Origin of the sequence: Pedobacter sp. UYP1, assembly GCF_040547305.1 — a bacterium.
Lineage (GTDB): Bacteria > Bacteroidota > Bacteroidia > Sphingobacteriales > Sphingobacteriaceae > Pedobacter.
In genome coordinates, this window is the sequence record NZ_JBEPPL010000012.1 from 15,970 (window position 1) to 29,945 (window position 13,976).

The window sequence follows — 13,976 nt, forward strand, 5'->3', positions numbered from 1 at the left end:
ATGAATACGGGAGAAGACATTCAAAGCCTTAGGAAAATTACAGAATTTACCAGGCTTATCAGTATTTTTATAATTAGCATGCATTTTTATCTATGTTGTTATTTGGCCTTTAAACAATGGGGATGGACAGCAGAAATTACAGATAAGATTATTCAAAATATCTCAAAAACCGGATTGTTTAATGGTTTGTTAAGGCCAAAACTTGCTAGTTTACTTTTTCTGTCGATTGCTCTTTTTGGAGTGAATGGAAAAAAGGAGGAGAAAATTCACATAAAAAAAATTCTAGCCTATTTAATTGCTGGACTACTATTTTACTTCATCAGTATACTCTGGTTTTATTTAAATGCTAAGCCCTCAATAATTGCTATTGCTTATATCGGAACAACCTCATTAGGATACATCTTAATTCTCATGGGTGGGGGACTTTTATCAAGAGTTATAAAAGATAAACTCAATAAAGACATATTCAATGAGGAGAATGAAACCTTTCCACAAGAAGAAAGAATTTTAGAAAATGAATTTTCAATTAATCTCCCTGCTAAGTATAAATTGAGGAACAAAATCCGTGATAGCTGGATTAATATTATAAATCCTTTTCGCGGAATATTAATTACTGGTACGCCCGGTGCTGGTAAAACATATTTTGTAATACGCCACATTATTAACCAACATCTTAAAAAGGGTTTTTCTATGTTTATATACGATTTTAAATTTGATGACCTTTCAAAAATAGCCTACAACGGTCTTTTAAGATACCAGGGTAATTATAAAATCAAGCCAAAATTCTATGTAATAAACTTCGATGATCTTGATCGTACCCACAGATGTAACCCGTTAGATCCACAAAGTATGGATGATATAACAGATGCAGCAGAGGCAAGCCGTACAATTATGATGGGGTTGAACAAGGACTGGTTGAAGCGGTCTGGTGATTTTTTCGTGGAAAGTCCAATTAATTTCCTGACAGCTATTATCTGGTATTTGAGAAAATACCAAAATGGTAAATACTGTACTTTACCCCATGTGATAGAACTAATGCAGGCAGAATATGGTCCCTTGTTTGCTGTTTTACAAGAGGAAGAAGAAATTAAAGCTCTCATTAACCCCTTTATTTCTGCTTTACACAACAAAGCAAAGGAACAATTGGAGGGGCAAATTGCATCTGCAAAAATTGGCCTTGCTCGACTTTCTTCTCCGCAACTATATTATGTGTTAAGTGGTAATGACTTCACATTGGATGTCAATAACCCAAAAGAGCCAAAAATCATCTGTATGGGTAATAATCCACTTAAAATTCAGATATATGGAGCGGTACTTTCTCTTTATATCTCCCGGATGCTAAAATTAGTAAATCGTAAAAAGCAGTTAAAAAGTAGTTTGATTTTTGACGAATTTCCTACTATTTATATAGGTGGTTCCGGTATTGATGGTGTTTTGGCCACAGCCAGGGCGAATTTTGTCAGTACTACTTTAGCGGTTCAAAGTCTAGAACAACTTAAAAAGGATTATGGTGCTGAACACGCTAATGTAATTACTGGTATCGTTGGTAATATCATCAGTGGCCAGGGAACTGGCGATACAGCAAAAGTTTTGTCAGAAACATTTGGTAAAATAATGCAAGATAGGGATAGTATGAGCATCAATAGTTCAGATACTTCTATTACCAAGTCAACTCAACTTGATTATGCTATTCCTGCTTCTAAGATAGCATCTTTATCGTCTGGTGAGTTTGTTGGCATAGTAACAGATAACCCTGAATCCAAAATAAAATTGAAAATGTTTCACTGTGAGATTCAAAATGATCATGTGGCAATAAAGCAAGAAGAAGATAATTTTAAGCCAATTCCGATCATTGAGAAGGTAAGCTATGGAGATATTATTGAGAATTATACCCGGATTAAAAGAGATATTGATCAATTATTTGAAAGTGAACTTCAAAAGATATTAGCCCGAAATCCTGTTCCCACTGAATCTCCCGTTCCTGCTAAAGAGCCTGATGACCAAAAAGGAGAAATACCCCCGCCAATTAGTGTTTCACGATAGTCTAAACAAATTATTGAAAGTCTCTTAAAATTAGATTTGATATGTCCATGGAGAATAACTATTTTCATTTAATCAGAAATAGCGTTATGGCCAGAAAATATGATGGCGCACTCAAAAACAAAGAAATAACCAAACTTAAATTATTAGATGCAGTAGGTCAAATCATCAGGAGTGATGGTTATTCAGGACTTAAACTTGTAAAAATTGAAAAAATAGCCGGAGTAAATAGAAAATTGATCTATGATTACTTTGGAACAGTTAATAATTTGATTGAGACATATGTAAAGACAAAAGACTATTGGGTGATCTTTGCCGCAGAAGCAGAAAGATTAGTACGTGAAAAAAGTGGTGATTTCGGAAAAAAAGACTCTCAAAACCAATTGTTAGATTATTTCGATTACTTTAATGCGAATGTTGATATGCAACAATTCGTCCTTTGGCAGGTTAGTGAAAACAGTCCTGTAATTTCGGAGGTTTGTGAGGAGCGTGAAGAAATTGGCAGTATTCTATTCAAATTAGCGGACTACAACTTCAAAGACACTGATGTCGATTTACGGGCAACTGTAGCGTTATTAATTGGAGGAATTTACTTTCTTGTATTACATGCGAAAAAGGCTAACAGCCTCTTTTGCGAAATAGATGTTAGTTCACAGGAAGGAATTACACGCATTAAGAATGTTATTTTCAGGGTTATTGATGATACTTATAACCATGCTGGAAAACAAAAGAAGCCAATAAAATGAATCTAGAAGACTTTACATAAATTCTGAGCCTGGTTTATTTTCAATTCTCCATCCGTCATCAAATAGGGAAAAATAAGCTTTAATGGTGTCAGTTTGTGTAAATTTTCCTGGATATAGTTCAACAAAAGGAGTGATGTTAATATATTTTATAGTATATTCTACAACAGCACTTTTGTTTTCATTTAACATTTTTACCCCTGTTACTTCTCCTAAAACTACATCGGAAATTTTAATTTTCTGAACTTGATTTTCCTGGTCACTTTTTGGAGTTTCAAGGAAAAAGGGTTTCGCTTTTGGAGTAAATTCAATGTATGGTCTATCGTCGAGAAATTTTCGTTGACGGTTAAAAGTTATATAACCCAGTTTTTCTAAATTTGTCTTACTAGCTTTTTCAGCATGTTCAGGATCTCCTGCAAAAATATCTTTATCATATACTTGAGGATATTTCTTGCTTTGAACGATTAATTCCAAAGCCTTCTCTCTACTTAGCTCTTTTGATGAGCAACCGACAAATACAATACAGACAACGATTAACAGAAGATTTTTCATAAATGGAGAATTAAAATTAATAATCTCTAATTGAGTGGCCAATCCGCATAGTTTTTGTAAGTGTGGAATGAGATAATGAATTTATTTACCTAAAAAACGCCTCTATCTTAAATTTAGTAATATTCATTCAATATTTATATATAATTCCATCTAATTGAAAATGAATTTTTTATAAATGTAAATTTTAGTATCTTGAATATAATCAACCGTGTAAAGGAAATAATTAGCATATAATTATTGTAACTAAATAAAACATGAGATTAGCAGAGCTTTCAAACATTATTTCTGTTGCCCAACAAAAAAAACTATCTGGTGGGATTACTTGTAATCACCTTAAAATCCAAGATAATGGGAGCCGGATGCTAACTGTGTCAGGTGATGTAACTGTAACCCTGAAAGTCTTTGATTTAACTACCAAAGGTGCCAATCAGTTACACCGTTTAATGAATTCGACTAGATCAATCATTTCTGAAAAACTAAACGGTGGTAGTGGACTTACCGGAAGTGTATTTCTGCATAAATTTGATTCTATTAAGAAGAAGTTTACTAATGATAGCGATATATATACAGTGGCATACAATCTTAACTACATCATAAAGTTAGAACAGATAACTATGCTAAGTCAATTATCTGGAAATGATTTTGTGTTGGCTGTTGTAGATGCTATATCATATAAAACGGATGGTGCCGTGAGTGGTGGACTAACAGTTTTTGGAGGTGGCCCATCATCCATTTCTTACGATACCTGGAGAAGGTATCCTTATCTTGGAGCACATGAGTTTTTTCATGCGTTGAAGTTAAGTGACCTTAAAGGTAAAACCGCAACAAAAAACCTAATGTATGAGTATGCTGGAACAGGCCATATGGAGGTGACAAATGACCAAAGGCTGATTATGAATAGATACATAATCAGAAATTTAGATGAAATGTATTCATCACCATATTCAAACCCTAATTTAAATACGGTAGCGAATCTCCGCATTTTCTTAAACAAGATTAAAAATGGTATTAAATATAATAAAAGTAAGTTTAGGTAGTTTCCTTGTGTTAGTATTCTTTTCATGTACAAATGGAGGACATGAGCAAACAGTTGCAAACAACATATCTAAAGTAGCTCAGGATACCTGTCAATTGGATCTTGGAAAAGCACAAAGTATAGAATTGCATGTTGGATGTATTAATTGCCACACTTATGACGAGAAGAGGCAATTTGCCCAAGTGCCCACATTTAATGAAATTTCTAATATTGACAGTTTAAAACTGAGTAACTTCATTTTTAAAACGAGACATAATGGTTATTTTTTGAAAGACACAATTTTACTAAACCACAATAATAAGGTGCTGGATACATTAGACGAGTGTGAGAAGAGGAATTTGATATACTTTATAAAGAGTAATAACAGACATATACCACAGGTTTTGAAAGTGCCGAAAAATGGGGAAGATGGGTAATTGCTGAGAAATGCAACTCTTTTAAATTACAATATTAAGTATATGGACAATTTAGACTGATATTCAAAATTGACCTAATCTTTATTGTTAAGTGTGTTATTAGGCACTTTCTTCAGATTTTGAAATTTCCAGGAAATCATTCAATAAATTAGTGATCCAATGTAAAGCATTTTTTACCATGCAGGGTTAATTATGTTATTTTAGATCATCTATTTCTTTCTTCAACTTTCAGCTTCTCTTGCATTTTACTACTATTAAGCTGAAGTCCAGAGAAGAGCCTTTCAAAATAAGATCCAACCTTGGCTTCAGTCGCTAGCTCAATCAAGTATAGTTCATGTGCTAAGATAACGGCTGATTCTTTTTTAATAAGGTCTTTTAATCTCGGTAATTTAATTCCAGTTTTAAGGGAGATAGAAGTTAAACTGTTTATCTCATTATGTACGGATATTAACAAAGTTCCTAGCTTAGTGAATTTTTCTTTTGATTTTTGTTGACTGGTGCGGTTACTAACTAGATTTAAATTAGGGTAAATGATTTCAACTATCTTACCAATTGGCTCTTCAGAAACTAAAGAAATTAAATATAACTTGTTGGCGGGAATCGAACTTATTTTACCGCTTCTTAAGCGACTAAGGTCTGAAGTTGGAATATTCGTTTTAGCATAAATTTCTATATTACCAATCTTTCTATTAGTTAAATAAATGCCTAACGAATTTTCTGGTGCTTTCTCTTTCAATTTCCTTCCAACTTTCTTTAAAAGTAGGCATGCATGGTTGAAACAGCAATTATCTGCGTGTTACTTGCATTTATTCAAAAATATTTTGAATAAGTCATTAATTTTTATATCTTTGGTTATGAGTAATTTAAACTAAACCATTTTATATATAAAGCATCTTTCTATAAAAGGAAGGCATTTTTTTTAAGAGTCTCGTCGCAAAAAGTTTGACAGCCAAGAACGCGAGGTAGTAAGATAAAATGCCCATATCACCTTAAAGTGCATATATTTGCCTTTAAGATAGGTATGGGCCTTGCTATAAATCCACGTTCTTGGCTGTCAACTAAGATGCGGTGGTATGTAAGGCCCTGCCTATTTTATCACCATCGAGGCTCGTAGACTTACGAGCTATGAGAAAACATAAATTATTACAATCTAAGTGTTCTGATATTCATCTGATAATCGTGAATGGTAATGATATGATTTTGACAACAGTCATTGGTATCACCCCATCCAGTAAAATGTTTCCTCTTAAACCTAAAAATCCAATTTAATTTTCAGTATAGCAAAGCAGGCGGCTTCGTTTTTTTAGCAACGAGAGCCCGCCTTGCTTTGTCTTTTCTATTTAGAAATCTCCTTTTATTCACGCACGATTAAAAATAAAAAGATGGAAGATTATATTAAGGTTTTGAATTTTCAACCTCATAAACTGCCTGAAAACTATATCGCTGATCCTGATTACGCTATTAAGATATTCTTTAGTGTGCATTCCATACCACAGGCTAGACAAAATATTTGTTCATTATTTCGTACATGGATAAAGCATATTAATGTATATGCTGAACCATCTGATATTTTAGGGATGTTACTATTCCATGAGCAGCTTATTGAGTTCCTAGAAGTTTCCTATATAAAAGGAGTAAAGGAGGGCTATTTACCGAAGCCAACAAATGAGCCATAGATTAATATAAGTTACTGCAAAGCGGGCGACCTCTTCGACAGAAGGTTCTGGTAGCGTCGCCCTGCTTTGTTTCGATCAATCAAATCACAGACTTCAATAACCACAACATACTATACAACCAACTAAACGGAAATTATGAAGATTAAAAATCAACCACCCTAAACTATCCTAAAGTGTAACCAACCTTTAAAAATTAAGGTCAAATTTTAACCATGCACCGTCCCTGCCAAGAATGTGAATGCCTGGAAAGAGTGAAGATCGTGCCCTGATCTGGGCATGGTGCTTCCTCGCTGATTCATTCCGGCAGGGGCGGGTGGCGAGATTGGAGCCCATTCCCAATTCAGGGTATTCCCAATTCCGTTACTTAATAATTTTGGAAATTAATTATTAACGGCAATGCAAAAGATTAGATTCTTCAACAGGAAAAAATACAAGTTTCAACATCAATTGTTTGACAACATCGTTAAACCACCAGTTTAGTGGGAAAACAGCTCAAATGCTTTTTTAAAATTTTCTTAATCAACTAAACTATAATCATGAAAAAACTAACGATTTTAATCGTCTTGGCCGTGTTATGCCTAAATTTCGGCGTCAATGGACAAAAGCTACTCACCACTGAAATTACTGGGATGGTTCTTGACATCAATGGGAAACCAGTAAATGGTGCTACAGTTAGCTTAAAGACAGCTGGACTAAAAACTACGTCTGATAAAGAGGGAACATTTACTTTTAAAACTCACATTCTTAATGATGTCTTAAAAGTCACTTACGTTGGCTATGTACCAGTAGAAATCAGTATAGATAAAAATAAATACCTAGCACTCTTTAAAGTTGTCTTAGACAAAAGTAATAGAGAACTAAATGAAGTAGCGATATTAAGCACTGGCTATCAAAGTATAGCGAAAGAAAGAGCTACAGGAAGTTTTGCTCAGCCCAATTCCCAAATGTTCGAAGCCAGAGTCGCGCCAAATATTATTAGTAAATTAGATGGGATCACCAGTGGTCTAATATTTAATAAGAATGCGACATCTTCCGCCACTGGGTCTGCTGATCTTTCGATAAGAGGAAGGAGTACTATTTTTGCAAATGACCAGCCCTTAATTGTTGTCGATAACTTTCCGTTTAATGGAGATTTAAATACGCTTAACCCAAATGATGTAGCCAGTATTACCATCTTAAAGGATGCAGCTGCCGCATCCATTTGGGGAGTTAAAGCGGGAAATGGAGTTATCGTCATTACGACCAAAAGAGGGAAAATGGGACAACCCATAAATATCTCATTAAACTCAAATATTACTATATCTGAAAGACCCAATTTATTTTACAATCCTAATTTTATATCATCCTCAGATTATATAGATATAGAAGCTTTTTTATTCAAAAATGGTAGATATGATGTACTCCTGGGCGATATGACTAACTATCCGGTTGTTTCGCCTGTCATTCAGATCCTGAATAAGCAAAAAAATGGATTATTAAACTCTAGTATTGCTGAACAACAGTTGAATTCACTTCGAGCAAACGACATAAGAGCTGAAGAGCTTAAATATTTTTATCAAAAATCTGTAGCGCAGCAGTATTCACTTTCTTTCAGTGGCAGTACAGATAAGATAAGTTATTACTTCTCATCCGGCTTCGACAAAACCCTTACTAGCTTCGTCAATAATGAAAACGATAGAATTACTTTAAATACTCAGAATACTTTCAAACCCTTTAAAAACTTGGAATTGAGTGCTGGGTTATATTATGTGAAGTCAAATATTAATAATGACAATACACTTACTAGTCTAAACTCCTATAATTATTTGCCTTACCAGAGATTTACAGATGCTGACGGAATTCCGTTAATACTGGGTAGAACAGTGAATGATGTTTATAAAGAGCAGGCACTCAAAAATGGCTTTCTGGATTGGTCATACATTCCTTTAAATGAACTTGGAGCGTCGCCTGCTACTTCAAAGATTACAGATACGCGGATCAATATTGGTTTAAAATACAAGATCATTACCGGGTTAAGTGCGGAAGTCAAATATCAATATCAACAAGCAGACAATGTTGGAAGATTTTATCAAAGTCCTGAAAGTTACCAAACTAGGGATCTGATAAATCGATATTCGATAGTTAATGCTAACAAAGTAACAGGCTATAATATTCCGCTTGGTGGCATTCTTCGCCATTCCAATACAGGATCTGAAAGTAATAATATGCGTGGGCAATTTGGATATGAAAGAGAATGGGCAAAAAGTTCACTTTCTGCGATTGCCGGATATGAGATTTCACAATTTACAACTCAGACTAATAGCGCGAATTATTATGGCTACAATGATGATCTTGGAACCTCGATTCAGGTAGATGGTACTGGATCGTTTAACCTTAATCCTTCTGGTGAAGGTTCAATAAATACCTATTCTGGTATAACAAGTAGGCTTGACAGAATCCGTTCCTCCTTTGTCAATGCTGCTTATACTTACGATAGTAAATATACTTTGTCTGGTAGTGCAAGGATCGATGGATCAAATTACTTTGGTGTGAAAACTAACCAGAAAAACGTCCCGCTTTGGTCTGTTGGTATTTTGTGGAATATCAGCAGAGAATCTTTTTACCAAATGGGTTGGCTGCAAGATTTAAAAATAAGACTTTCACACGGTTATAATGGTAATCTAGATAAGAATAATACTGGGATCACCACCTTCAAATATAGCCCAGTAGGTGCTACCTATACTAATCAAACTTATGCGAATATTATTAATATTGGTAACCCAGATCTGAAATGGGAAAAAATAGAAATCACAAATCTTGGAATTGACTTTGGCCTGAAAGACCGTAACATTACAGGAACTCTTGAATATTACCGAAAAAGAGGTACTGATCTACTAGGCGACAAGCCTTTTGCGGCCAATACTGGTATTTCAACACTCAGAGGTAATTATTCAGATATGAAGGCTGAAGGACTCGATTTTTCCCTCACATCAAGAAACTTAGAAGGTGTGGTCGGGTGGACAACCACTTTTTTATTTTCCGCTACAAAGGACAAGGTAACTCGCTACGACGTTATTGATCCTAACAGCGTAAATTATACGGGGAGTTATAATTTTAATCCTGTAGTTGGTAATCCTGTGTATGGTATTTATAGCTATAAATGGGCGGGTCTTGACCCTATCAATGGCGATCCACGTGGTTATCTGAATATGCAGGTAAGCAAAGACTACGGAGCTATTATAAACAATACGACTCCTGATGAATTGGAATATAGTGGTCCTGCTCGTCCAACTGTGTTTGGAGGATTGAATAATTTGGTTTCGTTTAAAAAGCTGACACTATCATTTAATATTAGTTACAAGTTGGGTTACTATTTTAGAAAGCCTTCGGTAAACTACTATGGTATGTACCAACTAGGTATCAATCAAAATATGAATAATGATTTCGATCGACGTTGGCAAAAAGCTGGTGATGAATCTATTACCAATGTTCCTTCAATGGCGGCATATACAGATTCTGGTTATAGAGATCAATTTTATAACGGATCATCTGCAACAGTGCAAAGAGGCGATCATATCAGACTGCAGGATATCAGTTTGAGCTTCGATCTCGATCGCACAGTTTGGAATAAGCTTCCTGTTAAGCAACTCAGGCTTTACATATATGCTAACAATTTATGGATCATCTGGAAGGCGAATCATGTCGGATTAGATCCTGATGCTATTCCTTATAATGGTGATAGCCAATTATTTCCATCAATCCGAACTATCTCATTCGGACTTAAAACTAATTTTTAAATATTTAATATTAACATCATGGAAACAAGGACATTTTTTCAAAAAATAACGATAATACTCTTATTAATTGGTGTTTGCTCATCGTGTAAAAAAGACTGGTTGGATGTAAAACCAGATAAATCGCTTGTCATCCCAACGAATATTAAAGATTATCAAGCACTACTTGATAATACTTTTCAAACATTCAACAAATCGCAGGGCGTAGGTATGGGAGAAATTGCCGCTGGTGATTTTAATATTTTATATTCTTCTTGGCAAACCCTTTATAATACCGCTGAGAAATCATCCTATATATGGGAGAATACTGTGGACTTCTATAAAGGTGAAGCTAGTCCAGATTGGACAAATTCTTATACAAGGATTCTTAATTCAAATGTGGTACTTGATGGTATTGGTAAAGTTAAACCCTCAGTTCAAGAACAAGCGGCTTGGAACAATGTAAAGGGGAGTGCGTTGTTTTTTCGCGCATTTGACTTTTTTAATTTATCTCAGGAGTTTTGTAAAAGTTATGATCAAGCCACCGCCGGAAAAGAGCTTGGAATTCCTTTAAGACTGGAGTACGACATCAATATTCCTGCAACGCGCAGTACGCTTCAGCAGACATACGACCAGATCATTGGCGATCTGAAAAAGGCTGTACATCTACTTACTACCACACCTTTATATAAAACACGACCTTCCAAGCAGGCAGTTTATGCTTTGCTTGCAAGAACTTATCTCTCCATGTCGATATATAAAGAAGCGGGGCTTTATGCGGATTCCGCTTTGCAGATACAACCTGATTTGTTAAACTACGCTTCTTTAAACTCTGCCAATAGCTTTCCTATCTCGAGGTTTAACTCCGAAGTAATATTTCAAAGTATTTTTTCATATGGGATTTTTAGTAGCTCAACATTGATAGTTGACAGTGCACTTTATTCCTCATATGCTATGAATGACATTCGAAGGTCCGTTTACTTTACAAATAAGGCTAGTGGGGGTATTACCTATAAGGGCAGTTACAATGGAGATAAAAATCTGTTTGGTGGTCTTGCAACAGATGAAATATATTTTATCCGGGCGGAAGCGAATGTCCGCCAAAGTGCTATTAATAAAGCTCTAGATGACTTAAATCTGGTATTGAAAAATAGAACCTTCGGTGTTTATTCAGAATTTACTGAGGCTGATCCTACAATAGTTCTAACGAAAATACTTTTGGAAAGAAGAAAAGAACTGGTTTATAGAGGTATTCGTTGGTCAGACCTTCGTCGCTTAAATAAAGATAACAGGTATAAAGTGACGCTTACTCGATTATTAAACGGCCAGGCCTATACGCTGACACCAGATGATCCAAAATATGTGTTTCCTATTGATAATATTGAAATCAGGTTAAGTGGAATACAACAAAATCAACGGTAATATGAAAGTAAACATTTTAACTTGCATTTTTTCACTGATGTTTTGCTTTGCTAATCGATTAGCTGCTCAACAAAAAAAATTGAATATCGGGGACGACATGCCGAATGTTTCAATCCCACACATGCTGAACTTCAAAGTATCTACCACTAACATTTCGGACTTTAAAGGGAAATTATTGATCCTTGATTTTTGGGGCACATGGTGTAGTCCTTGCGTGGCTAATATTCCCAAGATGGATAGCCTCCAAAGTGAATTTAGGGATAAGGTTCAATTTTTGCCGATCACTGATGAAACATTCGAAAGGGTCAGCAGTTTTGCTGCACATTTTTTTAAGTCTCAGCATATCAAAATTATGACGGCATACAATGATCGAACTGTAAGGAAGCTATTTGATTACGGTGCGCTTCCTTATTACATTTGGATTAATGCAAATGGAAAAATTATAGCAAAAACCTCTCAAGCCGAAATAACAGCCGCCAATATTACTAAAGCATTGGAGGACAATATTTCAGGCTTAAAAATGAGAACTGATGAAAAGCATATAAGCCTGGAATCAAATAGACCGATATTCAACCTTCATTATAATCAAATATTAGATGACCAAACGACCTCGCAGGTTGTGTTGAACCGAGGAATTTTAGAGGGGCAATCCATTGCAACACAATATATCCATGGATTAAAGAGTATAAACAAGTTCGATACCACCCATTATTACTCTGCAAACGTTTCAATATCCAATCTATATTCAAACCTATATGTACTACTTTATTACGGAAAAATAAATTTGGGGATCGGAGCAGATAAGCGAATAAGGTATGAAATAAAAGATACAGCGAAACTAGATAAGATCAGGAATAATTCTTGGGGAGAGGAATATCGGGATTTCCTTATAAAAAACGGGAAGTGTTATGAGTTCGTCTGGCCAAAAATGTTCAATCATGATAGTCTACAAGTTAAATTTCAATGGATAAAGGCAGACCTTGATAAATATTTCGGTATACCGATTGGAATCAATGTAGTGCTTGAAAAACGTTTGTTAGATGAATGCTTAGTTCTTGAAAAGATCGGAAGCATCAAGTTGTTACGAAATACACGATCTAAGACAGAAGAAAGTTACGATAGATATAATTATAAATTGTCAAATGGTAATTTCAGTAGATTTTTTAACCGTTTAGGTGGATACTATTTTCAGATGTCAGAAATGCCAATTATAGATGAAAGTGGAATCACTGGTAATGTTGATTTGGAGTTGAAATGTGATATGACTAATCTTAAGGAAGTAAATAAGGCACTTGAAAAGTATGGCCTTAAATTGAAAATCAAACCAGCCATAGCGGATATATTAGTATTTAAAGATAGGTAAAAAAGCGTCCGGCATTTGCTGGACGCTTTTATTTTATTGAAAATGTCCGGGCTCAGTTGACCCCGACTGATAAGTTACTCCAGAGCTAGGAAGTGCAGCACCATCAACTGTTGGAGCCGGATTTGAACCTATATCCCATCTTGAAGAACAAAGAGAGCCACCATCTTGACATCTGTCACTACTATAAAACTGATATCCCGCTGGATTATTTGCAGGAGTAGACAAATTGGTTTTATAATATGTTACAATTGTTGCATTTTTTGCACTAGTAAATGCACTAAACCCAATGGCCATTACAGCTACCACCAAGCCCAAAGCTAATTTTTGAAAATTTTTCATGTTCGTAAGTTTTTAAGATTTTATATTCGGTTTGTTAAGTAGGAGACCAAGTATGGCTAAACCTAAAAAAACAAGGTTAAACCAGATGTGTTGTCCCCAACTCAATTTCTCAACTATTAAATTACAATGACAGGGAAGATCAGGTGCCCAAAGCAACATGCCAAATATGTAAAGCGTAAATATTCCCATTAAGGCGACAAAACCATACAATCCCTTCCTTTGTGTCTTTGGGATGATTAGAAGTATTGATATTGAAACTTCCAGTAATGGAACTGCATACGATATTATTTCTGCTTTTGATCCAATTAGTGACACCCGTGATAAACCATGATAGAACCGTTGGTGATCTAAGAGCTTTTCATAGGCTGAAAACAAAAATAAAAACATACTGATCAAACAAATGCCAAGAACTGCTAGTTCTCTTGCTGAATTTGAAAGTCTGAATGACTTGATCCTGGTTACCGAGCTTTCCATAGTTGCTTAAATTTAAAAGTTGAATTATATTATTGGGATTTCTCAATAACAGATGCGTAATCTGTTTTACCTCTTAATTTTGTCTTTGTCACTGAACCTCCTTTCTTTTTTAACAAATTTCAAATCTTAATCATGAATTAAAGTTCGTTAGTAAATGAAGGAA

12 protein-coding genes are annotated in these 13,976 nt (G+C 34.9%); 8 read left to right on the forward strand and 4 right to left on the reverse strand.

Going from position 1 to position 13,976, the window contains the following annotated elements; all coding sequences use genetic code 11:
- Positions 1 to 2,043 (forward strand): conjugal transfer protein MobC, encoded by a 2,043-nt coding sequence (gene mobC / locus ABIB30_RS19870; protein ID WP_354304784.1) that lies wholly within the window; start codon positions 1 to 3, stop codon positions 2,041 to 2,043.
- An 86-nt stretch (positions 2,044 to 2,129) separates the two neighbouring features.
- Positions 2,130 to 2,786: a TetR/AcrR family transcriptional regulator gene (locus ABIB30_RS19875; protein ID WP_354304785.1), complete on the forward strand. Its 657-nt coding sequence runs from the start codon at positions 2,130 to 2,132 to the stop codon at positions 2,784 to 2,786.
- A gap of 12 nt (positions 2,787 to 2,798) precedes the next feature.
- On the opposite strand, the gene ABIB30_RS19880 is transcribed toward ABIB30_RS19875, so the two are convergent.
- Positions 2,799 to 3,335, reverse strand: coding sequence for a hypothetical protein (locus tag ABIB30_RS19880; RefSeq protein ID WP_354304786.1), 537 nt, complete (start codon positions 3,333 to 3,335; stop codon positions 2,799 to 2,801).
- Between the two features lie 254 nt (positions 3,336 to 3,589).
- Here ABIB30_RS19880 and ABIB30_RS19885 point away from each other — a divergent pair, with 254 nt between their 5' ends.
- Positions 3,590 to 4,372 carry a hypothetical protein gene (locus ABIB30_RS19885; RefSeq protein ID WP_354304787.1) on the forward strand — a complete coding sequence of 261 codons (783 nt, stop codon included), beginning with the start codon at positions 3,590 to 3,592 and terminating at the stop codon, positions 4,370 to 4,372.
- A complete protein-coding gene (locus tag ABIB30_RS19890; protein WP_354304788.1) occupies positions 4,338 to 4,787 on the forward strand; it encodes a hypothetical protein in 450 nt (149 codons plus the stop codon). The genes ABIB30_RS19885 and ABIB30_RS19890 overlap by 35 nt, the downstream gene beginning before the upstream one ends.
- A gap of 205 nt (positions 4,788 to 4,992) precedes the next feature.
- On the opposite strand, the gene ABIB30_RS19895 is transcribed toward ABIB30_RS19890, so the two are convergent.
- A complete protein-coding gene (locus ABIB30_RS19895) occupies positions 4,993 to 5,523 on the reverse strand; it encodes a hypothetical protein (protein WP_354304789.1) in 531 nt (176 codons plus the stop codon).
- 646 nt (positions 5,524 to 6,169) lie between these two features.
- On the opposite strand from ABIB30_RS19895, the gene ABIB30_RS19900 reads away from it, so the two are divergent.
- The 4 genes from ABIB30_RS19900 (at position 6,170) to ABIB30_RS19915 (ending at position 13,000) form a co-directional block, all read left to right on the forward strand.
- On the forward strand, positions 6,170 to 6,463 hold the full coding sequence (locus ABIB30_RS19900) for a hypothetical protein (protein WP_354304790.1): 294 nt from the start codon (positions 6,170 to 6,172) through the stop codon (positions 6,461 to 6,463).
- Positions 6,464 to 7,032: 569 nt separating this feature from the next.
- Complete coding sequence (locus ABIB30_RS19905; RefSeq protein WP_354304791.1) at positions 7,033 to 10,239, forward strand: SusC/RagA family TonB-linked outer membrane protein; 3,207 nt, start codon at positions 7,033 to 7,035, stop codon at positions 10,237 to 10,239.
- An 18-nt stretch (positions 10,240 to 10,257) separates the two neighbouring features.
- Positions 10,258 to 11,637, forward strand: a complete 1,380-nt coding sequence (locus ABIB30_RS19910; RefSeq protein ID WP_354304792.1) for a RagB/SusD family nutrient uptake outer membrane protein — start codon at positions 10,258 to 10,260, stop codon at positions 11,635 to 11,637.
- Position 11,638: 1 nt separating this feature from the next.
- A complete protein-coding gene (locus tag ABIB30_RS19915; RefSeq protein ID WP_354304793.1) occupies positions 11,639 to 13,000 on the forward strand; it encodes a TlpA family protein disulfide reductase in 1,362 nt (453 codons plus the stop codon).
- A 33-nt stretch (positions 13,001 to 13,033) separates the two neighbouring features.
- Here the strand turns inward: ABIB30_RS19915 and ABIB30_RS19920 are convergent, their stop codons facing one another.
- Both ABIB30_RS19920 and ABIB30_RS19925 read right to left on the reverse strand, forming a co-directional pair.
- Entirely contained in the window at positions 13,034 to 13,339 is a 306-nt protein-coding gene (locus ABIB30_RS19920) for a hypothetical protein (RefSeq protein WP_354304794.1), read from the reverse strand.
- A gap of 12 nt (positions 13,340 to 13,351) precedes the next feature.
- Positions 13,352 to 13,813 carry a MauE/DoxX family redox-associated membrane protein gene (locus tag ABIB30_RS19925; RefSeq protein ID WP_354304795.1) on the reverse strand — a complete coding sequence of 154 codons (462 nt, stop codon included), beginning with the start codon at positions 13,811 to 13,813 and terminating at the stop codon, positions 13,352 to 13,354.
- Positions 13,814 to 13,976 lie beyond the last annotated feature (163 nt).

Excerpts from the sequence above, each read along its gene's own strand:
- mobC (WP_354304784.1), top strand. The coding sequence starts at position 1 with ATGAATACGGGAGAAGACATTCAAAGCCTTAGGAAAATTACAGAATTT.
- ABIB30_RS19875 (WP_354304785.1), top strand. The coding sequence starts at position 2,130 with ATGGCCAGAAAATATGATGGCGCACTCAAAAACAAAGAAATAACCAAA.
- ABIB30_RS19880 (WP_354304786.1), bottom strand. The coding sequence starts at position 3,335 with ATGAAAAATCTTCTGTTAATCGTTGTCTGTATTGTATTTGTCGGTTGC.
- ABIB30_RS19885 (WP_354304787.1), top strand. The coding sequence starts at position 3,590 with ATGAGATTAGCAGAGCTTTCAAACATTATTTCTGTTGCCCAACAAAAA.
- ABIB30_RS19890 (WP_354304788.1), top strand. The coding sequence starts at position 4,338 with ATGGTATTAAATATAATAAAAGTAAGTTTAGGTAGTTTCCTTGTGTTA.
- ABIB30_RS19900 (WP_354304790.1), top strand. The coding sequence starts at position 6,170 with ATGGAAGATTATATTAAGGTTTTGAATTTTCAACCTCATAAACTGCCT.
- ABIB30_RS19910 (WP_354304792.1), top strand. The coding sequence starts at position 10,258 with ATGGAAACAAGGACATTTTTTCAAAAAATAACGATAATACTCTTATTA.
- ABIB30_RS19915 (WP_354304793.1), top strand. The coding sequence starts at position 11,639 with ATGAAAGTAAACATTTTAACTTGCATTTTTTCACTGATGTTTTGCTTT.
- ABIB30_RS19920 (WP_354304794.1), bottom strand. The coding sequence starts at position 13,339 with ATGAAAAATTTTCAAAAATTAGCTTTGGGCTTGGTGGTAGCTGTAATG.
- ABIB30_RS19925 (WP_354304795.1), bottom strand. The coding sequence starts at position 13,813 with ATGGAAAGCTCGGTAACCAGGATCAAGTCATTCAGACTTTCAAATTCA.